Origin of the sequence: Kitasatospora atroaurantiaca (assembly GCF_007828955.1) — a bacterium.
Taxonomy (GTDB): Bacteria; Actinomycetota; Actinomycetes; order Streptomycetales; family Streptomycetaceae; genus Kitasatospora; species Kitasatospora atroaurantiaca.
This window is the reverse complement of the sequence record NZ_VIVR01000001.1, coordinates 1,689,953-1,713,627: the sequence shown is the minus strand read 5'-3', so window position 1 is coordinate 1,713,627 and position 23,675 is coordinate 1,689,953. Positions and strand designations below refer to the sequence as shown.

Genomic DNA, 23,675 nt, shown 5'->3' with positions numbered 1-23,675 from the left:
CCGATTTGCCGGATTCCTGCTGTGGCGGTCGGGGTGTTGCTCGAGCCGCTCTGGAGGGGCGCCTCTAGAACAGTCCGTGCCACATCTGCTCGACCAGCACCGCCCACCAGGTGGTGTCCCGGCGGAACGCCTGCGGGTCGATCTCGGCCAGTCCGGTCTGGAGTGCGGCCAGTGCCGCCCCGGCGGCCGTCGGGTCGAGACCCGCCAAGGTGGGCCAGGTGTCGGCGAGCAGCGCGAGGCTACGGACGAAGGTGGACACCGAGCTGTTGACGAAGCGTCCGCTGCCGGTGCGCGGGTGGACGGCCCAGACCGAGCCGGGCTCGTCGCCCGAGTGCTGGACGGCGATCACGCAGAGCCCGTCCGAGCCGATCCGGGTCCAGGAGGCCAGGACGTCGAGCACCTTCGGGTCGGCCGGTGAGCCCGCCGCCATGAAGTGGGTGCGCAGGTCGGCGAGGAGACCGCCCGCGGGCGGGGCGTCGGGCCGGTCCGCGGTGAAGAAGAGCGGGAGTTCGGCAGGCAGTCCGGCCCAGGCGAGGGTGGACCGGGTGGCGTCGGGCAGCGCACTGGCGGCCAGGTCGTCGGCGTCGTATCGGACCACCCTGCCGACGGCGATGGGGAGCTGACGCCCGAGCGCTACGTCCCGGACCGGCTCGGCCGGGGTGACGGCGTCCGGCAGTGGCGCGGGCACCCGGTTCGGCCGGGGCGGCGCGGGGCGCACCTCGCGCTGTTGCCGCTCCGTCAGCGCGGCCACGCCCTGGGTGCGCTCCTCGGCGGCGATCCCGTACGGGTGGTCGCAGCTCACCTCGGCGGTCGGGAAGTGGCGCTCCAGTACGGCGGCCGGGTAGCCGCCCGGCAGGGTGGCCGAGCGCAGGCTGGTGTGAATGGTGCGGACGGCGTTCTCCGGCACGCCACGCCGGGCCAGTTCGGCCACCAGCTGGTGCTCGACCGGCGGGCGGCCGGGGCCTGCAGTGAGGTCGATCCGGGTGGTCTCGCCGGTGACCGGGTGCGGGTAGGTGGCGGTCAGCGCGTTGCCCGGGCCTGTGGCGGGGCGGCTGCGCTGGCGGTACACCTCGATGACCTCGTCCACCGGGATCGAGGACCAGACGCTGAGCTCACCGGTCTGCCGGTCCACCACGCCGCAGGCGTCACCGAGGTCGGCCGGCGGGCGGCGCTCGCCGGTCACCGGGTCGCGCTCCAGTGCTGCGGGCGCGGCCCAGACCGCCCAGCCGAGGTCGAACTCCCGGTTGCGCACCTCACGGCGCTGCTCGGCGGGTGCGTCGCCGTTCAGCCAGCCGTCGGCGGTGCTGAGAGCTTGCTCCTGGCTGATCACGCAGAACTCCTCGATGGTGGTGGATGCTCCGAGGCTACCTGCCGGGCGGGCAAGGCCGGACGGGAACTGCCTGCTGGGGTCATATGATCGCATGACCAATGTCGCGGCGGGCTGAGACAGTTGGCGGCAGCGTACCGACGGAGACCACGGAACTAAGGGGGCGGTCATGGCCGCGGAGCGGGAGATCGAGGACGACGAGCTGCTGGAGGTCGCCGACAACCCTGAGCAGGCGCGCCAGCTGCACAAGGCACTGCGGACGATCGCCGACAACCCCTCGGTGGGCAAGCCCCTGCAGGAGATGGCGAAGGACGTACTGAGTGGCCGGGTCGGCATGCGTGAGGTGGTGCAGTCCGACCGCTACCTCGGCATCATCGGCGACCGGCTGGGTCAGATGCGGGAGGCGGCGGAGAACATGTCGCCGAAGCAGCGGGAGCAGTCCGAGGCGCGCGCGGAGAAGTTGATCGAGGAGCGGGAGCGGGAGAGCGAGGGGCGCGAGAAGCGGAAGTAGCGCGCGGGGTGGGGGTGGCTGACGGTCTGTCGTGTCCGACACATAGGATTGAATGACTGTCAGCCTGCTTGGTTGTAGGCGCGGGTGCGGGCACGGGGAGTCGGGGCGGGGATGGCACAGCAACAGATCGTCGTGGACGCGGACAACCTCCGGTCCGAGGGGCGGAGCTTCGAGGCAGTGGGTGAGGACTTCCTCAACGCCGTCGACCAGATGATGTCCCGGCTGGAGACCCTGGAGAAGGGCGACACACCGCCCTGGGGCGACGACGACCTCGGCGAGAAGTTCGGGGTGGTCTACGAAGGCCTGCGGGACGGCATGGAGGAGTCCATGAAGTCGCTCGGCACCCGGCTCGGTGAGATGGGCCAGAAGCTGCAGGGCATGGCGGCGAACCACGAGGCCAACGAGTCCGAGACCGGCGGCCGGCTCGACGCGATGGGCAGCCGGGTGGACGGACTCGGCGACGGGATCCGCACGATGTCCCGCCCGGTGTACTGACCCGTTCTCGCACCGCGCTCGTCCTGCCTTCGTACCGGCTCCACAGCCGTTGACCGTCCGCCGTTCGTTGTTTTTTGCCAGGGGGGAATGACGTCGTGTCGCTCATGCTGCCGGACAGTGTTGAGTGGGTCCTCGAGATGCTCGGCTACGACTGGCCGACCGCCGACGAGGACAAGCTCATGGAGTCCGCGCAGGTCTGGCGGGACTTCGCGGACCAGGTCGAGGAGATGCACTACCGGGCGGCCGGCTCCGCCAACAGCATCATGTCGGCCAACTCCGGTGACTCGATCGACGGCTTCGGCAAGGCCTGGGAGAAGTTCTCCGGCGGCGGCAACAGCGGGTACCTGGCCGACGCCGCGATGGCCGCGCGGCTGATCGCGGCGGCGCTGGACGCGGCGGCCGTCATCGTGATCACCTGCAAGGTCGCCGTGATCGCGCAGCTCGTGGCGCTGGCGGTGGAACTGATCGCCGCTCAGGCGGCCGCGCCGTTCACCTTCGGCCTCTCCGAGCTGGGCGCGCTCGGCGCCACGCAGGCGGCCAAGCTGATCGTGCGGCGGCTGCTGCGCGAGCTGCGGCAGGCCCTGCAGGAGGCCATCCTCGAAACGCTCAAGGAACCGGCCGTCTCGGCGATCCAGGGCATGATCAGCGACCTGATCGCCCAGACCGTCAACCAGGGTTTCGGCGCGCAGGACGGCTACGACCTGGGGCGGACCGCAAAGCGCGGCGGCAAGGAGTTCGTCGACGCGGCGAAGAACTCCGGGGACACCTTCAAGGACGCCCTCAAGGACGGCCTCGGTTCGCGGGCCGGGGGCGCGGCGCGGCACCACGCCGAGTCGGCGGCCGGGCGGCACGGGTCGGACTCGGGCGGGTCGGAGGGGTCCTCGGATTCCTCGCACTCCGGTGGTTCCTCGCACTCCGATGGCTCCTCGGGCTCCGGTAGCCGTGGCCGGGACGGGGCGGGCGATTCTGGCGGGTCCTCCGACTCATCTGGGTCCTCCGACTCATCTGGGTCCTCGGGCTCTTCTGGCTCTTCGGGCTCCTCCGGCTCGTCCGGTTCCTCCGGCTCGTCCGGTACGGGGTCGCGGCACGCGCCGGATCCGGGAAGCAGCGACGGTTCCACCCGTCCGTCCGGCTCGGGTCCCGAGAACTCGAGTGCCGACAACTCCTCGGGCTCGGGCAACGGCAGCACACCGACCGCGACCCGCCCCGTGTCGAGCGGGAACGACGGCCGCCCCACGGCGCCGTTGGACGCTTTCGGCACCCGGCTCAACTCGGACCCGACCCCCGCCCCGTCCGGCGACAGCACGCCGCCCGCGTCTCAGCACGCCGGCTCGGACGGCGCCGGTCAGCCGTCCGGTGATTCGTCGGGCCCGGCGAGGGCCGGTGACGCAACTCCGCCGCCGTCGGCTGGTGGTGATGGTCAGTCGTCTCCTGGGCATGTTGGGCGTGATGGCCAGCATGGTGGGTCGGGTGACGGCCCTGCGCGTGGTGGTGATGGTCAGTCGTCTCCTGGGCATGTTGGGCGTGATGGTCAGCACGGTGGGTCGGGTGATGGTCCTGCGCGTGGTGGGGATGGTCAGTCGTCTCCTGGGCATGTTGGGCGTGATGGCCAGCACGGTGGGTCGGGTGACGGCCCTGCGCGCGGTGGTGACGGCCAGTCCTCCGGTGCGCATGTAGGGCGGGAGGGCCGGGCCGACGGTTCCGGGGGTGTGCCCCCACGGACTCCGGAGACCCAGCCGACCGCCTCCCACACGCCGGGTCCGGTCAGCGGCGACGGCCGGCCGACGGCCCCAGGGGATTCGTCGGGCCCGGCAAGGACCGGTGACGCTCCGGCGCACCAGTCCGGTACGGCGGAGAGCCGACCCGCTGCCCCGAGTTATGGGCCCGTCCGGCCGTCCGATGGTGCGTCGCCCGGGCCGCAGGGGCCGGCTCCGGCCGGTGACAGCCGCCCGCACCAGCCCGCCCCCGGTGACATTCCCTCGCCGCGTCACGAAGCTGCGCCCGACACGGGCACGGCGACGCGTCCCGACACGGGCACGGCGACGCGTCCCGACGCTGCCCAGCCGCAGGAACGTCCTTCCCAGCAGCCGCCCACCGCAGGCACTCCCGATCCGCGCACCGCTGATCCGCGGACCCCGTCGCCCGCCGGCCCGACACCGGATGCCTCTGCGCCCTCGCACACGCCGGGCGAGCCCGGACCCCGGTCTGCCGACCCCCGAGTGCAACCGTCGGACGGCGTTCCCCGTGTCGACCCACGGACAGCGATGGCCGACCCGGCTCCCGACCGGCAGTCGGACGGCACCCCCAGGCCCGGGTCGCTCCACACGGCCGGCCTCGGGCCGTCCGCGGTCCAGACGGCGCCGGACCACCGCAACGCCCCCGGGGCGGACTCGTCCACGCCCACGAACCAGTCCACGGCCAACCCGGCGGCAACCGGCCCGATGATGCCGGGCGGCACGGCGCCGACCGGGACCCCCGGTGGCGCGACGCCCGGCTCCAGCCGCCCGAGCCCGACCGCCGCTGCGCCGTCCACCGGCGCACCCTCGTCGTCCCGTCCGACCGTGCCCGGCCAGACCGTGCCCGGCCAGACCGTGCCCGGCCAGACCGGGCCGGGGCGGACGGACCGTCCGGACACGCAGTCGCCCTCGAACCCGACCTTCACCCCCCGGCCGGCTGCCGACCGGTCCCCGGCGGCGCCGAGCAGCCCTCCGCGTCCGGCGGGCGACAGGCCGTCCGCCGCACCCGGCACGCCGTCCCGCCCCGACCCCCGGGCCGCGTACGCGCAGTCGCCCGCAGCCCCCGGCCGGACCTCGCCGACCCCGGCCGCGAACCCGCCGCACGGAGACGCGTCCGGACCAGCCCGTCCGGGCGACGCCCCGCGCCACGACCAGGACCAGCGGCCCGCGCCTCAGCACACCCCCGATCACCCGACGGCCGACCCTTCCCGCCCGGACCGGGACAACCACGACCCCGCCGCACCGGACACCACCCACGACCCGTCCAAGGACACGGACCCGTCCCGCCCGGACCGGGACAACCACGACCCCTCCTCGGACACGACCCACGATTCGTCCAAGGACACGGACCCGTCCCCCCGTGCCACGGACAACCGACCCACCGACCGTCCAGGCGGACTGGAGGAGCCGTCCGCCCGCGACCACGAGCGGGTCGAGAGTGCCGTCCCGCGCAACCCGGACGGCACGCCGCAGCGGCACCCGGACCCCAACGACAGCGACTGGCCCGGCGCGATCAACGGCGACGATCCCCACGCCCCCGGCCGCAACAACAACTGCGTCGACGTCGCGCTCGCCACCGTCGACACCTACTCCGGCCACCCGACCCCGGCGGCCTCCCGGACCCCGGACTACGACGCCGACGGTCGTCCCTCCGACCGCGGCGAACGCGGCGGCCGCGACCGCATCGAGAACGCGCTCGGCGCCAAGTTCTCGGACCTGGGCGACGGCCCGAGCGCCTACCGGCGGCTGGAGGACACCCTCCGGCAGAACGGCCACGGCTCGCAGGCGGTGATCATCACCCGCGATGCCGACGGCCGTGCCCACGCATGGAATGCCGTCAACCACAACGGCAAGATCACCTACGTCGACGCCCAGACCGGCCGGCGCAGCGACAAGCCGCTCCACAACGGCGACAACGGCGTCTTCGCCATCCCCCTCACACCCGACCGCCGTCCGGCCAACCCTGCCCCTGACCCCCATCACGACACATCCGACGACCGCCCCGAGCGCCGCGCCCCTGAGCGCCCGGCCGGCAACGATGACGCCGACCGTGAGCGGGTCAGGCAACAGGTCGCGAGGGCCAACGAAAAGGACCAGAAATGGTTCAAGGAGCATTACAGCAAGGACGGCCGCCGTTCTCGTATCGGAAAGAAGGATGAGAACGGCAACGAGATCCCGCAGCTGACGCGGAATCCGAAGTACCCGGAGGACTCCGACGACAAGTGGATCGCCGCATCGGATGCGCCGCCCCCGCTCGCGGAGTCGTACAAGCAGATACCGGATGTGCTCGGCAAGCCCGCGACGGTCGCAGAGGAGCACAAGCAGCGGATCCTCGACGCCGTCGAGAAGCGCAAGAGGGCCATTGCGCAGGACCGGGCGGCCGAGAAGGTGCTCGAGGCCGCAGAGCAAGCACTGGTCGCGAACCGAACGGACGAGAACAAGAAGAAGTACGAGGAGGCTCGCGACGCTCACAAGGATCCGCACGCACAAATGGGCAAGGCCGGTGAGGAGCTCGGCGACCAGGCGGCCGAGTACCACGCCGTGCCCGACCAGGAGAAGTGGGCGGGTGCCACCCGAATTGACGACAGAAAGGAGGGGAACAACAGGTTCGACCAGATCTGGGAGCTGCCTAACGGTGGCTACGTGGTCGTGGAGGCAAAGGCCCCGACCGCGAAGCTCGGTGATCGAAAGGCCACCAACGGTCGGAAGGTGATGCAGGGGCACCCGGACTACTTCGAGGCGATTCTCGCTCAGATGGAGAAGCGCGGCGGCGACGAGGAGGGCCTCGCGGACAAGCTCAGGACTGCCTGGGAGAACGGAAAGCTTGATTATGTCCTGGTTCAGGCAAAGGTGAAGGACGAACAGTACGCCGGCTATAAGATGAAGGAGTTTGACATCGGCAAGCCGGAACCGAGGGGAAGTCAAGATGGTGGAGACGGTGGCTCGTCATGACGTCGACAGTGGCAATGCCGCGCGGGATGTGGAGTCCCTTGTCCGGATCCTCGGGAAGCGGCTCAGTGACGATGAGCTCAGTGCGTGGCGACTCAGCGGTGCCGCCACGACTTCTCTGATCATGGCGGAGAAGCGCGGTCTGCTGGATCCGGTTGCCGAGGAGCTGGAGACGTGGGAGGCCTATGTCACGGCGATGCAGACGTCGTCTGCGGTGTTCGCCGCGCTGACTGCCGAGGGGAACTCGGTGGAGTGCCGGATCGGCGACGAGGTTCGGTCGGTTTCCACGACCGATCCGCAGCACTTCACTGATGCCGGGGCGTGGTTGAACGCGTTCTGGCTGGCCGTGGTCTGCCGGGAGCGCGGGCGTCTGGACATGCTGAGCGCGGTGTCGGTGGATGCGCTGCGGGCTTCGGGGGCGGAGTTCGACGAGTACATCTATGCCTGGGTGGAGGCGCTCCAGGCGTTCTGGGCGGAGCGGCCGGAGCTGGGCGAGAAGTTGGCGGAGGCCATCGAGGGGACGGATCCCGATGTGGCGGTGATCGCCGGACGGGAGTTGGTACTGGAGCTCCTGTACCCGCCGATCGGAGCGTTCTTCCAGTTCGTTCAGCGGGACGTCGAGGCGTTCAACGAGGCGCTGGCGGAGGGGCTTGAGTTGCACCGGCGGTACTGGACCGCGGACGAGGAGCGGGCCGCGGACTGCGACGGGTTCGTCGCGCTCGCCCTGCTCGGCGTGGCCTGCCTGGCGTACGACGCCGGCATGCCGGTCGAGTTGGACTCCGAGTACCTGCCCAAGCATCTGCTGCTGCGCAGCTGGGTCGGCGAGTTCGCCACCTGATGCCGGAGGGCGCAAGGCCACTCGCCGCGCTCGACGGCACCACGCTCGGTGGCCCGGAGAACTCCGGGTGCTCAGCTTCGCGAGTCGGCCCGTCCAGTTCCTGCGGATCGCGCTGTTGCACCATGCCGCGCTGTCCGCGCCCGTGCTGCTCGGGCCCTACGACGCGGGCGACCTGGAGGCCGATGTCGAACACTGGCTGACGGCCCTCGACCGGCCGGCCGCCGAGAGCGGCTTCTGGGAGCACCGCTTCTTCGTCCCGTCACTGATCGCGGCCTGGGAGGGATGGGTCGAACAGCGGCCGAGCCTCGAAGGTGTGAGCGCCGGCTCCTTGGGGCTTCAGCGGCCGAGGTACCGCTCGACGGCTGCCGCGAGGGCCGCGGGGTCTTCCTCCGGCGCGTAGTGGCCCGCGTTCTGGAGTACTTCGAGCTGGGCGTTGGGGTACCACTGCAGCCAGGTGGCCTGCAGGGCCTCGGGGCCCAGGGCCGGGTCGTTCGCGCCGGCGACGAGGAGGACCGGGGTGGGGTTGTCCTTGACACGCTCGTGGAAGTCGTCGCGTGACCAGGAGTTGAGGTAGGCGCGGAAGGCTGTTGCCGAGGAGCGCTCCACCGAGCGGCTCACCATGGCGTCCAGCCAGGCGGCGTCGTGCTGCCCGCCGGTGGTGTTGTCGATGATCGCCCTGCGGTTGGCGGGATTGTCCGCGGCTCCGGCGAACAGCTCCCAGGTCGCCTCGTCGAGCGGGAAGCCGGACGCGGGCACCGGCGAGATGCCGATGATGGAGCGGACGCGCGACGGGGCGTCCAGCATCATCAGCTGAGCCGCCTTGCCGCCCATGGAGTGGCCGATGACCGAGAAGGTCTGCCAGCCCAGGTGGTCGGCCACGGCGAGGGCGTCCTCGGCGACCTCCTCCATGGTGAAAGCGCCGTCGGCGTCCTTCGCCTCGCCGTACCCGCGGCAGTCCAGGAACGCGTAGCTGAAGGTGTCCCCGTTCAGATGCTCGCGGATCGGGTCGAAGCTGGACCGGTCGCCGAACCAGTTGTGGAGCAGGAGGGCTCGTTCGGATCCACTGCCCTGAACCTCGTGCGGAACAACCTGTCCTGTCACTACGTCCCCCGGTGATGAGGTGGTCGCCCAGTGCGGATGTCGGAGGCCACCGACGAGGTCAAGTCTTCTGACCTCCGCCGGGCCAGGTCAACACGCCACGCAGACGGACCGGCAGAGTCGGGGGCAGCCAGATCACTGACGTCGTGTCATCTCTTCTGAAGCGTCCCGTGCTTGCTCGTCGGCGGTTCGGCGTGATGGTCCCGAGGAAGATCGGGAGAATCCCCTAGGGTCGGGGGCCATGGCTAATGTGACCCGATCCCGTGGGGTGGGTGCGCTCGGTGCACCGGTGAGTGGGCTGCGTCCGTGCGTCCGTCGACCGGCGGGCGGACCGGCGCTGTGACGGTCTGCCGGGTCGCGCCGGGTGGGGCGGCTGGGGCGGCTGGGGGAGCGCGGGTCGGTATCTCGTCATCCGGTGGTGGTGAAGGGATGTGCCCGTGACCGGACTGCTCGCCGAGGCAGTCGTGACGCCCGCACGCCACCATGGTGAAGCCCGGCGGCCGTGGGGGCCGGGGAGGACCGTGGCGGCGGCCGTGCTGCTGGCCCTGGCGCTCAACGTCGCGTGGGCGTGGTGGGCGGCGAGCGGGGGCGGCGACCTGGCGGCGCAGTACGCGTGGATGCGGTTCGCCAGGGATCACCCCGAGGCTGCGTACGCCTTGTCGTGGTACGGGGGAGTGCATCCCGTGTCGTACAGCGTGCTCGCGCCGTACCTGATGGCTGCGGTGGGTGTGCGGACGGCCGCCGTGGTGGCGGGCGCCGCCTCGGCGGGGTTGTTGGCCTGGCTGCTGGTGCGTTCGGGGATCCGGCGGCCGGCGGTACCTGCGTCATGGGGAGCGCTGGCCCTGTCGTGCAACGTCGCGAGTGGACGGGTGACCTTCGCGGTGGGCGTGCTGTTCGGGCTCGCCGCGCTGGCGCTGGTGGCCCCCAGGCCCGGGCTTCCGCTGCGAAACCGGCAGGCCTGCACGGCGACGGTGCTGGGGTTCCTGGCCGCGCTCACCAGCCCGGTGGCGGGCCTGCTCCTGGAGGTCGCCGCGGCCGGTCTGTTCCTGGCCGGGCACCGCCGCCGGGCGCTCACGACGGGACTCGGCCCGCCCCTGGTGGTCCTCGCGTCGGTGCTGCTCTTCCCGTTCACCGGGGTACAGCCGATGAATGCGACCTCGCTGCTCGTCCCGACCGGCGCAGCCGTCGCGCTGGCCGTCCTCGCCCCTCGGCGGTGGCGCATCCTCCGGGCCGGCGCCTGGGTGTACGCGGCCGGGGTGGCCGCCACCTGGGCCGTCCCCTCCCCGCTGGGCAGCAACGTGGAGCGCCTGGCCCTGCTCTTCGGCGGGACGCTGTTACTGGCCGCGGCGGCGCAGCAGGGAGGCAGAAGGGCGGTGGCGCTGTACACGGCGTTCGCCGTCGTCGCGGTCTGGCAGCTCGCGAAGCCGGTCGGCGACCTCGCCGTGACCGCGCCGGTGCCGTCCTGGGCGGCGCGGAGCGGCCCGGTGATCGCCGAGCTGCAACGGCTGCACGCGGACCGCGTACGCGTCGAGGCCGTGCCGACCCGATCGCACCGCGAAGCATCGATCCTGGCGCCGTACGTCAATCTCGCACGGGGCTGGAACCGTCAGGTCGATGCCGACCGCAGCGCCCTCTTCTACGAGGCCACGCTGACCGCCCCGAGCTATCACGCCTGGCTGCAGCACTGGGCCGTACGGTATGTGGCCGTGGCCGACAGCGCTCCCGACGGAGCCGCCGAGCAGGAGGCGCGCCTCGTGCGCGACGGGCAGCCGTGGCTGCGCCACATCTGGACGGACGGCAACTGGGAGCTGTACGAGGTCACCGATCCGGTCCCGCTGGCCGATCCACCGGCCACCGTGCAGCGGGCCGGACCGGCGGACATCCTCCTCGACGTTCCCGTCCAAGGCTCCGTCACCGTCCGTATCTCCTGGTCGCCCTGGCTCGGCGTCGACGGCGTGGACGGCGCCTGTCTGGCGCCGGACGGAGACTGGACGCGCCTCTCTGTGCCCCGCCCCGGCGTCTACCGCATCGGGGCGAGCTATCGGCTCCCGCGGCAGGACGTCGGCTGTCCGTGACCGCCGACGCCTGCCGCGGGTAGCGGGATCAGGCGGTGCGCTCGGCGGCGCTGCGCTCGACGCAGAACTCGTTGCCCTCGATGTCGGCCATGGTCGCCCAGCCGGTGCCGTCGGGGCGGCGGTGGTCGGCCACCAGGGTGGCGCCGAGGGTCAGGAGGCGTTCGACCTCCTCGTCGCGGGTGCGGTCCTGGGGCTGGACGTCGAGGTGCACCCGGTTCTTGCTCGTCTTGGGCTCGGGGACCGTGACGAAGAGGAGCGTTCCGCCCGGGGTGGCGACCAGTGCCTCCGGGTCGCCGGGCTTGTCGTCCTCGTGCACCGAGGAGTCGAGCACCTCGGCCCAGAAGCTGCCGAGCGCGTAGGCGTCGGCGCAGTCGATGGTGATGTGTCGTACAAGGGAAGCCATGTGGATCACTATGGCCATACCCGCCACGGCAGTCCACCTGTTTCACAGATCGTCAGTACGAGCCTTCCCAGCGCGTCCAGCGGTCCGTCTCCCGGCTGCGGATGGCGGCCCCTGGGTACCCGATCCTGATCCTTGGCCCGCCTGCCGGCCCGAGTCTCTTACAAGATTCCTACTCCGAGAACGGATAGGATCGGTACCCATGAGCTTCGGTGGGGCATGGCGCCGCTGGCGCCGAGGTCTGACGACCCGGAAGGTGCTGGCGGGCTCGGTGGCGGCGGTGCTGCTGGCCGGGGCGGCCGGGACGGTCGCGGTGGCCTCCGGCGACGATCGGGCGGCGGTGCATCAGGAGGATCGTTTCCTCGAGATGCCGGAGACCCCGGGCAGCGCCCGGAAGGTCAGCCTGGACACCTCCTTCTTCACCACGGGCACCGGCGCCCGCCCCGCGATCCTGCTCGCACACGGCTTCGGCGGCAGCAAGGACGGTGAGCGCGAGCGCGCCCAGCAGCTCGCCCGCTCCGGCTACGCGGTGCTGACCTGGTCGGCGCGCGGCTTCGGGCACTCCACCGGCAAGATCGGGCTGGATGCGCCCGACCGCGAGATCGAGGACGTCAAGCACCTGGTCGACTGGCTGGCCAAGCGGCCCGAGGTCCAGCTCGACGCCCCCGGCGACCCGAAGGTCGGGATCACCGGCGCCTCGTACGGCGGCGGGGCCGCGCTGCTCGGCGCCGCGTACGACTCCCGGATCGACGCCGTGGCCAGCCAGATCACCTGGTGGAACCTGGCCGACGCGCTCTTCCCGCAGGGCGTGCGGGGGAGCGGTGCGGCCGACGGGGTGTTCAAGAAGCTCTGGGCCGGGATCTTCTTCACCACCGGGTCGGCCGGCGACCTGACCGGCCCCCCGAGGGGCCCGCAGCCGCCCGACGGCCAGGTCGGGTGCGGCCGCTTCCTGGACGAGCTCTGCGCGATGTACAACCGCGTCGCCACCGCCGGCCATGCCGACGCCGAGGCCGTCGCGGTGCTGGAGCGCTCCAGCCCGTCCTCCGTGGCAGCCAGGCTCAAGGTGCCGACCCTCGTCGTTCAGGGGCAGCAGGACTCGCTCTTCCCGCTCGACCAGGGCGACGCGATCGCCAAGGCCGTGGCCGCCAACGGCGCCCCCGTCGGCGTCGACTGGTTCGCGGGCGGCCACGACGGCGGCACCGAGACCAGCGCTCGCGTCGACACCCGGATCACGGGCTGGTTCGACCACTATCTCAAGGGAACGGGCAGCGGCACGGGCCCCGCCTTCCGGGTCACCCGGACCGGTGGCGTGGACTCCACCGGCTTCCAGGCCGTGCTGCGCGGCGCGAGCGCCGACAGCTACCCCGGCCTGGCGGGCACCGGCTCCCGTACCTTCGAGCTGACCGGCCGTGAGCAGCGCATCGCCAACCCGCCGGGCGGCGCCCCGCCGAACATCTCCACCCTCCCCGGCATCGGCGCCCTCGCCCAGTTCGCCGCGATCGGCGGCGGCGTCTCGCTCGACTTCCCGGGCCAGTACGCGAGCTTCGACTCCGAGCCGCTGGACTCCACGCTCCACCTCACCGGCGCGCCCGCGGTCTCGGTCAAGGTCCAAGCCGACCGCCCGGACGCCGTGCTCTTCGCCAAGCTCTACGACCTCGGCCCGGACGGCAGGCAGACGCTGCCCCAGCAGCTGGTCGCGCCGCTGCGGGTCACCGGGGCCGACGCGCCCGGCGGCCGTACGGTCGAGCTCGCGCTGCCCGCCGTCGACCACTCCTTCCCGGCCGGACACCGGCTGCGCCTGGTGCTGGCCGCCACCGACCTGGCGTACGCCTCGCCCGCCCAGCCCGCCACCTACCGGGTCGCGGTGAGCAGCCCGCTGACCGCGCCGACCGTGGCCGGGCTGGTCACCGAGGCGGCGCCGCTGCCCGCCCGCACCTGGCTGCTCCCGCTGCTCGCCATCGGCGTCGCCGCCGTCCTGCTGCTGGGCCGGCGCGGTCTGCTCCGGCAGCGGCGGCAGCGGCACACCCCCGACCCGGCGCTGGCCGAGGTCCCGCTGCAGATCACCGGTCTGAGCAAGCGCTACCACGTTGCCAGCGACCGGTACGCCGTCCAGGACCTCACCTTCCGGGTCGAGCAGGGCCAGGTGCTCGGCCTGCTGGGCCCCAACGGCGCGGGCAAGACCACCACACTCCGGATGCTGATGGGTCTGATCCGGCCGGACGCCGGGGAGATCCGGATCTTCGGGCATGCCGTGCGCTCGGGGGCGCCGGTGCTCTCCCGGGTCGGCTCCTTCGTCGAGGGCGCGGGCTTCCTGCCGCACCTCACCGGCCGGGCCAACCTGCACCTGTACTGGCAGGCCACCGGCCGTCCCGTCGCGGACGCCCACTTCGACCAGGCGCTCGCCATCGCCGACCTCGGCGAGGCGCTGGACCGCGCCGTGCGTACCTACTCCCAGGGCATGCGCCAGCGCCTGGCCATCGCCCAGGCCATGCTCGGCCTCCCCGACCTGCTGATCCTCGACGAGCCCACCAACGGGCTCGACCCGCCGCAGATCCGCGAGATGCGCGAGGTGATGATCCGTTACGCCGCCGCCGGACGTACCGTCATCGTCTCCAGCCACCTGCTCTCCGAGGTCGAGCAGAGCTGCACCCATCTGGTGGTGATGGACCACGGCCGTCTGGTCAGCGCGGGCGCCGTCGCCGAAATCGTCGGTGGTGGCGAGCTGCTGCTGGTCGGTACGCCGGCCGGCTACGGCCCGGACGAGCGCGCGGTGGCCGCCGAGAAGGCGGCCGGGCTGGCGGGTGTCGGCTCGGTGGAGGTGGTCGAGCGGGGGCTGCTGGTGCGGCTGGACGGCATGGCGGCCAGTCAGCTGGTCGCCGAGCTGGTCAGACTCGGCGTCCCCGTCGAGAGTGCCGGGCCGCACCGCCGCCTGGAGGACGCGTTCCTGTCGCTGATCGGAGGCTCCGCGTGACGACACTGGACCAGGTGGACCACGCGGCGGGCTACCAGGCCCGCCGGACCCTGCCGCTGCGGGTGGAGGCCGTCCGCCAGCTGCGGCGCCGGCGCACCATGGTGATCACCGGGGTGCTGGCGGCGATGCCGTTCATCATCCTCGCGGCGTTCCAGATCGGCGGTACGCCGAGCCGGACCGACCGCACCACCTTCATCGAACTGGCCACCGCCTCCGGGCCCAACTTCGCGGCCACCATGCTTTTCATGGGCACCGGCTTCATGCTGGTGATCCCGGTCGCGCTGTTCTGCGGTGACACGGTGGCCTCGGAGGCCAGCTGGTCCTCGCTGCGCTACCTGCTCGCCGCACCGGTGCCCCGGGCCAGGCTGCTGGCCCGCAAGTTCACCGTCGGGCTGGCCTTCTCGGCGGGCACGATCATCCTGCTCCCGGTGCTCGGGCTCGCGGTCGGCACCGCCGCATACGGCTGGGGGGACCTGAAGCTCCCGACCGGCGTCAGCCTCCCGGCCTCGGTCGCGCTGCCGCGCCTCGCCATCGGCGTCGGCTTCGTGTTCCTGAGCGAACTGGTCATCGCCGCGCTGGCGTTCTGGCTCTCCACCGCCACCGACGCCCCGCTCGGGGCGGTCGGCGGGGCGGTGTTCATCTCGATCATCACCGGCGTCCTGGACGCCGTCACCGCGCTCGGCGGCCTCCGGGAGTGGCTGCCCGCGCACTGGCAGTACGCCTGGGCGGACGCCCTGCAACCCCAGCTGGAGTGGGGCGGGATGCTGCAGGGCGTCTCGCTCTCGATCAGCTACGCGATCGTGCTGCTCGCGCTGGCCTTCCGCGGCTTCGCCCGCAAGGACGTGGTGTCCTGACGGCAGTCCCACTGGGTGTCCCCGGAGAAGCGCGGGTGCAGCGGGAATGAGCCGTAGAGCCCTGGGGTGTCGGCCCGCCGCCGGTTCACGGGGCGGGGCCGACGGGGTGTCACTTGACGGGGGACCAGACGCGCTCGATCTTCTGGGTGCCGGAGCGGGTGCGGTACGAGCGGGTCCACTTGCTGGTCGCGTCGCGCTTGGTGCGGTCCGAGAGGACGAAGTAGTCCATCTGGACCTGCTCGGGGGTGACGTCGAGAACGCCGTAGCCGTGCGAGTCCAGGTCGACCCACTTGACGTGCCGGTTGGCCGCCTCGATCGCCGCCACGCCCAGCAGGGAGACGGTCTGCGGGGCGACCTTGAGGATGTCGTCGATGTTGTCGGAGCTGACCGAGGTGACCACGAACTCGGTGGCCGCGGTGCCCGAGGCCGGGTAGGTCGCGGCCTCGACGGGCACGTCGGCGGCCCAGGCCGAGTGGATGTCACCGGTCAGGAAGACGGTGTTGCGGATGCCCTGCGAGGTCAGGTGGCCCAGCAGCTCGCGGCGGTCGTGGGTGTAGCCGTCCCACTGGTCCGGGTTCACGGCCAGGCCCTCGGCGGGCAGCCCGAGCAGCTGGGCCAGCGGGCGCAGCAGGTAGTCGGGCAGTGAGAGGAAGGCGACCGGAGAGATCATCACCGAGTTGCCGACCAGCCGCCAGGTGGTGTCCGAGGCCGAGAGGCCGGCCTTCAGCCAGTCCAGCTGGGCCCGGCCGGTGATCGTACGGTCGGCCGAGTCGACGTCCCCGCTGCCCACCTTGGCCTGGGCGGTACGGAAGGAGCGCAGGTCCAGCAGCGAGAGGTCGGCCAGTCTGCCGTAGCGCAGGCGGCGGTAGGTGGTGCCGGCGATCGACGGGCGGACCGGCATCCACTCGAAGTACGCCTGCTTCGCTGCTGCCACCCGGGCCGCCCAGTCGCCCTCGGTGGCGGGCGTGTGGTTCTCGGCGCCGGTCGAGGAGGCGTCGTTGGCGAACTCGTGGTCGTCCCAGATGGCGATGGTCGGCACGGTGGCGTGCAGCGCCTGCAGGTCCGGGTCGGTCTTGTAGCGGCCGTGCCGGGTGCGGTAGTCGGCCAGGTTCAGGATCTCGTGCGCGGGCTCGTGCGGGCGGACCACGGTGCCCCGGGCGCAGAACTCGCCGCTCTTGTACTCGTAGATGTAGTCGCCGAGGAAGAGGAAGGCGTCCAGGTCACCACGCGCCGCCAGGTGCCGGTACGCGGAGAAGTACCCGGCCTCCCAGTTGGCGCAGGACGCGACGCCCAGGCGCAGGTGGGTGAGCGCGGCGTCGGCGGCCGGGGCGGTGCGGGTGCGGCCGACCGGCGAGACGACCCCGGCGGCGGTGAAGCGGTACCAGTACTGGGTGTCGGCCTTCAGGCCCCGGGCGTCCACCTTGACGGTGTGGTCGGAGGCGGCGGAGCTGGTGACCGTCCCGGACGCCACCACCTGGGTGAACGCCCGGTCGGTTGCCAGCTGCCACAGCACCTCGGTGTCGGGCCCGGTGTTGGAGCCGGGCACGGCCTCCGGGGTCGGGGTGACCCTGGTCCAGAGCACGAGGCCGTCGGGGATCGGGTCGCCGGAGGCGACGCCGTGCAGGAACTGCGGCGCGGGCGCGGCGGTGGCCGTCCCGCCCAGGGACAGTGGCAGGGCGGCCGCACCGGCGGTGAGGGCGGCGGCCTTGAGGACCCGGCGGCGGCGCGGCCGGGCAGCGGACGTGGCAGGTATGGGCTCGGTCACCGGATCATGCTACTGGCGGGTAGGTGCTTTCCCGGACCCGTCTCTGACTGTTCGTCGAGTCTTCACCGGTACGTTCGCCGATACGTTCGCCGGTACGTTCACCGGGCCCGACCGGGCGGACCGTGCCGGAGCGGAAGGGGCCGGCCGCTCCGATGGGTGATGATGGAGACCCGGCCCCAGCCCGTCAGCGAAGGAGCCCATCCGTGGCCCAGATCGTCCTCTTCCACTCCGCCTACGGCCTGCGCCCGGCCGTCCTCGCCGCGGCCGAGCGCCTGCGCGCGGCCGGTCACCAGGTGCACACCCCCGACCTCTACGACGGCAGGACCTTCGACACCGTCGAGGAGGGCATGGCGTACAAGGACGAGGTCACCAACGACGAACTGCTCCGACGGGCCGTCACCTCGGTCGTCCCGCTGCTCACCCCGGTCAACGGCACCACGCCCGCCGAGGACGGCCTGGTCTACGCCGGCTTCTCGCTCGGCGGCGCGCTCGCCCAGAACCTCGCGCTCGCGGACGAACGTGCCAAGGGCCTGCTGCTCCTGCACGGCACCTCCGACATCAAGGACGACGCGACGACCTCGATCCCCGTCCAGCTGCACGTCGCCGAGCCGGACGCCTTCGAGCCCGAGGACTGGCTGAACGCCTGGTACCTGCGGATGCTCAAGGCCGGCGCCGAGGTCGAGATCCACCGCTACCGCGGCGCGGGCCACCTCTACACCGACCCCGAGCTGCCGGACTACGACGTCGAGGCCGCCGAGCAGACCTGGGCCGCCGTCCTCGACTTCCTCGCCGAGCTGGACGGCTGACGCCCCGTGGCCGCAGCCGGGTACTCGGGCACCCCGCTTCCGCGGAAGCTGGGCATCAAGCCGGGGGCCGTCCTGCTGCTGGACGGCTCCCCGGCGGGCTTCGAGATCCCCGGCCTGCCGGACGGAGTGGTGATCCAGCGGACGCCGGACCCCGACGACCCGTTCGACGTCGGGGTCTGGTTCCCGTCCGACCGGGCCGAGCTCGAGTCCCGGCTCGCCTGGCTGCGCGCGGCGATGGACCAGGCCGCCGGGCTCTGGCTGGTCTGGCCCAAGAAGGCCGCGAGGATCCCGACCGACCTGAGCGAGAACGTGGTCCGCGAGGTGGCGCTGCCGACCGGCCTGGTCGACAACAAGGTCTGCGCGATCGACGAGACGTACAGCGGCCTGCGCCTGGTCATCCGCCGCGAGCTTCGGCGGGGCTGACCGGGCTTCGCTACTCCTCGATGGCTCCGCCGATACGCCGCAGGTGCTGCCGGAAGGTGTACGAGGGATCGTCGGCGCGCCGGGCCAGGAAGTCGGCGAAGGCCGTCTGCCCGCGCAGCGTCTCACCGGCCCGGATCCTGCGGGCCTGTTCGCGTTCGGTCTGCCGGATCTGACGGGCCGTCGCCAGCACCTCCCCGGCCCGCCCGGCCGGGACGAACAACACGCCGTCCTCGTCGCCGATGACCAGGTCCTCACTGCTCACCAGGTGCGGCCCGAACCGCGCGGACTCCAGCGCCTCCGGCTCCCGCTCGTCCAGCCGCACCGGACCGGGCGGGTACGCGCCGTAGCTGAACACCGGAAGCCCGATCTCCGCCAGCTCGGGCGTGTCGCGGTGCAGCCCCCACACCACCAGGCCCGCCAGTCCTGCCGCCTCGGCCTCCAGCGCTGCCAGGTCGCCGACACAGGCCTCGTCCAGCCGCCCGCCGTTGTCGATGACCAGCACGTCACCCTGCTCGGCGCGGCCGAACGCCTCCAGGAACACGTCCACGCTTCCGTAGTGCCGCGCCGGCAACACCCGCCCCGCGATCCGGTGCCCGGGGGCGACCGCACCGATGCCGGGCGGTGCGGCGCGCAGCGGCACGCCGATGCGGACGCAGGCATCGGCCACCAGCGGTGTGGACAGGTCGGCGAAGGCCTTGAGCATGGCGTACTCCCGGACTCGGTCCCGTCCGCCGTGCACGGATGCAGCGGACGGCGTCGTGATCCTAGCCCGAGCCCATGACGGTTCGTCAGGGTCCGTCCACGATCTCGACGCCGGCTGCGAGCATCCTGGCGGTGATCTGGTCTGCCAGTGTGTCGTGGCAGATGAGCAGGTACATCGGTCGCTCGCCCTTCATGACGATCAGGTAGCCGCTGCCCGTCTGCTCGAGTTGCCACTGGTCACGTCCGGTGGTCCACATGGCCTCGTAGGAGGCGAGGTCCGGCTCGTCGGTTCCGGCCTGGGTACGGTCCCCGGGGCCGGGTCGGCGCTCGGCTCGGAAGGAGACTGCGGGCAGGTAGCCGCCGGGCGCGGCGGGCTGGAGTCGGAGCTCGGGGTATCGGCCGTCTCCGAGCACCTCCAGCACCTCCAGCACCTCGGCCGCCGGGTAACCGAACAGGTCGATGTCGTCGAGGATGACAGGGACGCCGGCCGGGCCGTGCCACGCCGGCGGTCGAGTGCCCCGTCCGACCGTGGGCCGGCGCGGGTGCCAGGCCCGGCTCAGTACGACGTTCGCCAGTAGCGGGTCGGACCGGTCGATTCCGTCCGCGCCGGCGGTCAGCTCGAGGTCGCCCCACTGGACGGTGCAGGTCCACGCCTCGTCGAGAGCCCCCTCAACGCGGACCTGTCCGAGGCGGGCCAAGGTCTCCCGCGTGGTGTCACCGTCCATGCCGAAGCGGAGCGTTCCCGCACCGTCCGGCAGGACGACCCCGACCCCTGGCAGCAGTTCGAACATCCGCTGATCGTCGCGGCTCGCCGCACATCGCCGCAACCGGGTTCACACGGCGGCCCGACGGCGGATCAGAGGCCCGGGATGCGGCCGTTGCGGAAGAGGTCGACGAAGATCTGGTGGTCGCTGCGAGCCCGGTCGCCGTAGGTGTGGGCGAAGTCGACCAGCATGTCGTTGAAGCCCCGCTCGTCGGCCGAGATGGCGGCGTCGATGGCGTGCTCGGTGGAGAACGGCACCAGGCTGTGGCCGCTGGAGGACTCGTCGGCGGCGGCGTGCATGGTCGCGGTGGCCCGGCCGAGGTAGTCGACCACGGTACGGAGGTCGCCCGGCTCGTTGAGGTCGGTCCAGTCGAGGTCGGCCGCGTACGGGGAGACCTCGGCGACCAGCTGTCCCTGGCCGCGCAGCGTGGCGTACCCGAGCCACGGGTCGCTGTGTGCCTGCAGGGCCCGCTGGGAGATCACCGTGCGGTGGCCCTCGTGCCGGAAGTACCCGCGGATCTCCTGGTCGGTGACGTGCCGGGACACGGCCGGCGTCTGACCCTGCTTCATGTAGATCACGACATCGTTCTCGAGCGCGTCGGTGTGCCCCTCCAGCAGCAGGTTGTACGAGGGGAGGCCGGCGCTGCCGATGCCGATGCCCCGGCGGCCGACGACGTCCTTGACCCGCAGCGCGTCGGGCCGGGCCCGCGAGGCCGGAGGCAGGGTGGTCAGGTAATCGGTGAACGCGCTGAGCACCTCGGCGCGGGTGGCCTCGTCCAGCGGGATCGAGCCGCCGCCGGAGCGGAAGCGGCGCTCGTACCCGTCCACGACGGTGAGCTCGTCGAGCAGCTCGACCCTGGTCTGCAGCCGGGCCTGCTGCAGGGTGCTCAGGATCGGGCCGGTCGCCGTGTCGAGGGTGTACGCATCGGCGGGGCCGGACGCCACCAGGGAGGAGATCTGCCCCCGGTACGCCGTGGCGAAGACGCGGACCAGCTCGGTGATCGTCCCGTCGGAGAGCGCCTTGGCGTAGCCGATCAGGGCGAGGCTCGCCGCCAGCCGCTGGACGTCCCAGGTGAAGGCACCGACGTAGGCCTCGTCGAAGTCGTTGACGTTGAAGACGAGCCGGCCCTCGGCGTTGAGGTAGGTGCCGAAGTTCTCCGCGTGCAGGTCGCCGTGGATCCAGACCCGGCTGGTGTGCTCGTCCAGGAACCGTGCGCCGTACGCCTCGAACGGAGCCGTGGTGAGGTCGGCGTAGTACAGCCCGGCGGTGCCCCGGTAGAAGGCGAAGGCCGAGGCCGCCATCTTGCGGAACTTGACCCGGAAGGCCGCCGGGTCCTGGGCCAGCAGCTCGCCGAAGGCCGTGTCGAAGACCTTCAGGATGGTGTCGGCTCGGGCCGGCTCGCGGTCGGCGGCGTTCAGCTGGGTGGCCATGAGTTCGTCCTCTGTGGTGCGGATGTCCCGAACATGATGACGCCGGCAGTATCCGCGCAGGTTCCTCGGGGCGGGAGGTGCCCGGTCAGATCCCCGCCAGCGCCGGGACCCGGCCGTCGGCGATGGCTGTGACGAGGCCCGCGTGGTCGATGTCGTTCTGGTCGGCGTACCGCAGGGCGAACTCGCCGATCGCGCGGTCGAAGGCGTCGCCGTTGCCGAGGTAGGCGGCGATGCCGATCCGGTCCCCGGAGCGGGCGTGGGCCCGCGCCAGCGCGACGCCGCACAGCTCCGCGTACCTGCCCAGCAGGCGCAGCGACATGGACTCGATCTCGGCGGAGCCCTTCATGTCGCGCAGCTGCCGCCAGTAGAAGTGGCGGCCCGCGGGGCCGGTCACCCAGCCGAGGAAGATGTCGCTCGCGGCCTGGATGAGGCGCTGCCCGGCGACCACCCGTTGGCCGTGGTGGTCGTACTCGCTCGGCGGCATATGGTCCTCCAGCACCGAGCGCTGCGCCTCCTTGACCTGCAGGATCAGCGGGTCCTTCTCGTCCCGGCCCTCCAGCAGCGCGATCAGGCACAGGGTGCCGACGCTGCCGACGCCGACCACCTTGCGGGCCGCGTCGACGAAGCGGTAGCGGTCGAGCAGGTGCCCCCGCTCCTCCTGGAGGGTGTCGCGGTAGTCGGCGAGGATGCCTCGGATCATCGCCGTGTCGTCGGTCTCGATCCGCTCCAGCAGCGGCGGCGAGTCGATGAACCGGCGGCGCCCGTCGACGACCTCGGTGAGCTTGGCCGCCGCCTGAAGGCTGTCCCGGCGGCGGGCCTTCGCCAGGTTGGCCTCGAACCGGCGGCGCTGGGCAGGCCGCCCGATCAGCGGCAGGATGTCCTGCGTGTCGATCCGCTCGTACCAGACCTCGAGCTCGCCGATGGAGGCCAGCCGCCGCATCGACCGCCGGTACGCGCCCACGGAGGCGAGCACAATCTCGCGTGCCTGCCGGTCGTCCGCGCCGTTGGCGCGGGCCGCGACGGCGAGGCTGGCCGCGAGCCGCTTGACGTCCCACTCGAACGGGCCGGGGAGGGTCTCGTCGAAGTCGTTGAGGTCGAACAGCAGGGCGCGCTCGGGGGAGCCGAAGACGCCGAAGTTCACCAGGTGGGCGTCGCCGCACAGCTGCACCGTCAGCCCGGTGTGCGGCTGGGTGGCCAGGTCCGCGGCCATCGCGGCGGCTGCGCCGCGCAGGAACGCGAAGGCCGAGGCGGCCATCCTGCCGTGCCGGATGGGTACCAGCTCTGCCACCCGGGTCTCGGCCTGCGCCGCCAGGACCGCCACCGGATCGGTCCGGTCGGCAGCCGGCTCCCAGGCGCCGTGGGACGAACGGGGGACCTTCTGGCGGACGGCCCGCCCCTGCTCGGCACGCTCGGCCACGCCGGTCTCAGCAGACATCCGCTCCTCCGCCGGCCGGTACCCGCTCGGTGACCTGGGCCGGTGTGCCTCACGCTAGGCCACGGAGAGGGAAACCCGTTGCTGTACGCGCTGGTGTCTCGGGAGGAGTGCCGTGTCGGCTGAGCTGGTCCTCGGGCTGGACGTGGGCGGTACCAGCACCCGTGCCGTGCTGACCGACCTGGCCGGGCACGAGCTCGGCCGGTACCGCGCCGAGGGCGGCAACCCGCACCTGCACGGGCCCGCCGAGGCGGCGGCACGGATCGGCTCCGTCGTCCGCGAGGTCCTCGCCGGGCGCGACCCCGCGCGCGTCGCGGCCTGCGTGATCGGCCTGGCCGGGTACCGCACCCTGGGGGAGGAGACCAGCGGCTTCGCCGAGCGGTGCCGGGCGGCGGCCGGGCTCGCGGTTCCGGTGACGCTCTGCCACGACGCCGAGGTGGCGTTCGCGGCGGGCACCGAGGAGTCGAGCGGGGTGGTCCTGATCGCCGGTACGGGAGCCGTCGCCTGCCGGATCGAGGACGGGAGGGTCGCGGCGACGGCCGGCGGTCACGGCTGGCTGCTGGGGGACGAGGGCTCGGGGTTCTGGCTGGGGCGCGAGGCGGCGCGGCACGCGCTCAAGGGCACCGGGGGCCTGGCGGAGGCTGTGCGCGCCGAACTGGGGGCGGACATCCTGCGAGCCGTGTACGCGGAGCCGAAGCGGCTCGCCACGCTCGCGCCGCTGGTGAGCGGCCACGCCGAGGCCGGGGACCCGGCGGCGGGGGAGATCGTCGATCGCGCGGTCGGGCACCTGGCGGCGCTCGTGCGGGAGGCCGCGGCGTCGAAGGAGGCCGGGGCGTCGAAGGGGGCCGTGGTGTTCGCGGGGTCGGTCGCGCTCACGCCGGGGCCGGTACGCCGGGGCCTCGAAGCAGCGCTGCCGGGGGCGCGTCCGGCCGGGGACATCCCGCTCGCGGCGGCCCGGATCGCCGCCGGCTCCGTGTCCGAGAATCCGGGTCGGCCGTGAAGGATTAGACTCCTGGTGCGAGCGTGAAGAGCGTGGTCCGGGCCCTGGAAGTGGTTCGGGCCTTACGTGTTTCAGGTATCCGGAGCACCCACCGTGACC

18 protein-coding genes and 1 pseudogene are annotated in these 23,675 nt (G+C 72.3%); 11 read left to right on the top strand and 8 right to left on the bottom strand.

Annotation, left to right across the window (positions count from 1 at the left end; all coding sequences use genetic code 11):
- Positions 1–64: 64 nt before the first annotated feature.
- A complete protein-coding gene (locus FB465_RS07680) occupies positions 65–1,330 on the bottom strand; it encodes an SUKH-4 family immunity protein (protein WP_145788825.1) in 1,266 nt (421 codons plus the stop codon).
- A gap of 166 nt (positions 1,331–1,496) precedes the next feature.
- On the opposite strand from FB465_RS07680, the gene FB465_RS07675 reads away from it, so the two are divergent.
- The 5 genes from FB465_RS07675 (at position 1,497) to FB465_RS07645 (ending at position 8,256) form a co-directional block, all read left to right on the top strand.
- Entirely contained in the window at positions 1,497–1,838 is a 342-nt protein-coding gene (locus FB465_RS07675) for a hypothetical protein (protein ID WP_145788823.1), read from the top strand.
- A gap of 111 nt (positions 1,839–1,949) precedes the next feature.
- Positions 1,950–2,333 carry a WXG100 family type VII secretion target gene (locus tag FB465_RS07670; RefSeq protein ID WP_145788820.1) on the top strand — a complete coding sequence of 128 codons (384 nt, stop codon included), beginning with the start codon at positions 1,950–1,952 and terminating at the stop codon, positions 2,331–2,333.
- A gap of 104 nt (positions 2,334–2,437) precedes the next feature.
- Positions 2,438–7,021: a toxin glutamine deamidase domain-containing protein gene (locus tag FB465_RS35645; protein ID WP_246193150.1), complete on the top strand. Its 4,584-nt coding sequence runs from the start codon at positions 2,438–2,440 to the stop codon at positions 7,019–7,021.
- Entirely contained in the window at positions 6,996–7,856 is an 861-nt protein-coding gene (locus tag FB465_RS07650) for an immunity 49 family protein (RefSeq protein ID WP_145788813.1), read from the top strand. The genes FB465_RS35645 and FB465_RS07650 overlap by 26 nt, the downstream gene beginning before the upstream one ends.
- A gap of 67 nt (positions 7,857–7,923) precedes the next feature.
- Positions 7,924–8,256, top strand: a complete 333-nt coding sequence (locus tag FB465_RS07645; protein WP_145788811.1) for a hypothetical protein — start codon at positions 7,924–7,926, stop codon at positions 8,254–8,256.
- On the opposite strand, the gene FB465_RS07640 is transcribed toward FB465_RS07645, so the two are convergent.
- The gene (locus FB465_RS07640) at positions 8,193–8,957 is read right to left on the bottom strand and encodes an alpha/beta fold hydrolase (protein WP_145788809.1); all 765 of its coding nucleotides are present in this window, start codon (positions 8,955–8,957) and stop codon (positions 8,193–8,195) included. The two genes, FB465_RS07645 and FB465_RS07640, sit on opposite strands and share 64 nt — an antisense overlap.
- Positions 8,958–9,391: 434 nt before the next feature.
- Here FB465_RS07640 and FB465_RS07635 point away from each other — a divergent pair, with 434 nt between their 5' ends.
- Positions 9,392–11,029: an MFS transporter gene (locus FB465_RS07635; RefSeq protein WP_145788808.1), complete on the top strand. Its 1,638-nt coding sequence runs from the start codon at positions 9,392–9,394 to the stop codon at positions 11,027–11,029.
- 31 nt (positions 11,030–11,060) lie between these two features.
- On the opposite strand, the pseudogene FB465_RS07630 reads toward FB465_RS07635, so the two are convergent.
- A pseudogene (locus tag FB465_RS07630) lies at positions 11,061–11,432 on the bottom strand (VOC family protein); the annotation flags it as partial.
- Between the two features lie 199 nt (positions 11,433–11,631).
- Here FB465_RS07630 and FB465_RS07625 point away from each other — a divergent pair.
- A complete protein-coding gene (locus FB465_RS07625) occupies positions 11,632–14,400 on the top strand; it encodes an alpha/beta fold hydrolase (protein WP_145788806.1) in 2,769 nt (922 codons plus the stop codon).
- Entirely contained in the window at positions 14,397–15,254 is an 858-nt protein-coding gene (locus FB465_RS07620; protein WP_145788805.1) for an ABC transporter permease, read from the top strand. The genes FB465_RS07625 and FB465_RS07620 overlap by 4 nt, the downstream gene beginning before the upstream one ends.
- A 109-nt stretch (positions 15,255–15,363) precedes the next feature.
- Here FB465_RS07620 and FB465_RS07615 read toward each other — a convergent pair whose 3' ends face one another.
- Entirely contained in the window at positions 15,364–17,019 is a 1,656-nt protein-coding gene (locus tag FB465_RS07615) for an alkaline phosphatase D family protein (protein ID WP_145788804.1), read from the bottom strand.
- 152 nt (positions 17,020–17,171) lie between these two features.
- Between FB465_RS07615 and FB465_RS07610 the strand changes: the two genes are divergently transcribed.
- Together FB465_RS07610 and FB465_RS07605 are read left to right on the top strand one after the other, a co-directional pair.
- Entirely contained in the window at positions 17,172–17,825 is a 654-nt protein-coding gene (locus tag FB465_RS07610; protein WP_145788803.1) for a dienelactone hydrolase family protein, read from the top strand.
- A 6-nt stretch (positions 17,826–17,831) separates the two neighbouring features.
- Positions 17,832–18,248: a DUF3052 family protein gene (locus tag FB465_RS07605; protein ID WP_145788802.1), complete on the top strand. Its 417-nt coding sequence runs from the start codon at positions 17,832–17,834 to the stop codon at positions 18,246–18,248.
- Between the two features lie 10 nt (positions 18,249–18,258).
- On the opposite strand, the gene FB465_RS07600 is transcribed toward FB465_RS07605, so the two are convergent.
- The 4 genes from FB465_RS07600 to FB465_RS07585 all read right to left on the bottom strand — a co-directional run bounded on the left by FB465_RS07600 (position 18,259) and on the right by FB465_RS07585 (position 22,579).
- Positions 18,259–18,951 carry an RraA family protein gene (locus FB465_RS07600; RefSeq protein WP_145797199.1) on the bottom strand — a complete coding sequence of 231 codons (693 nt, stop codon included), beginning with the start codon at positions 18,949–18,951 and terminating at the stop codon, positions 18,259–18,261.
- A gap of 85 nt (positions 18,952–19,036) precedes the next feature.
- A complete protein-coding gene (locus tag FB465_RS07595; RefSeq protein WP_145788801.1) occupies positions 19,037–19,741 on the bottom strand; it encodes a hypothetical protein in 705 nt (234 codons plus the stop codon).
- A 65-nt stretch (positions 19,742–19,806) separates the two neighbouring features.
- Complete coding sequence (locus FB465_RS07590; RefSeq protein WP_145788800.1) at positions 19,807–21,144, bottom strand: DUF2252 domain-containing protein; 1,338 nt, start codon at positions 21,142–21,144, stop codon at positions 19,807–19,809.
- 85 nt (positions 21,145–21,229) lie between these two features.
- A complete protein-coding gene (locus tag FB465_RS07585) occupies positions 21,230–22,579 on the bottom strand; it encodes a DUF2252 domain-containing protein (protein WP_145788799.1) in 1,350 nt (449 codons plus the stop codon).
- Positions 22,580–22,691: 112 nt separating this feature from the next.
- On the opposite strand from FB465_RS07585, the gene FB465_RS07580 reads away from it, so the two are divergent.
- Entirely contained in the window at positions 22,692–23,576 is an 885-nt protein-coding gene (locus tag FB465_RS07580) for an N-acetylglucosamine kinase (RefSeq protein WP_246192562.1), read from the top strand.
- The last annotated feature ends 99 nt before the right edge of the window (positions 23,577–23,675 follow it).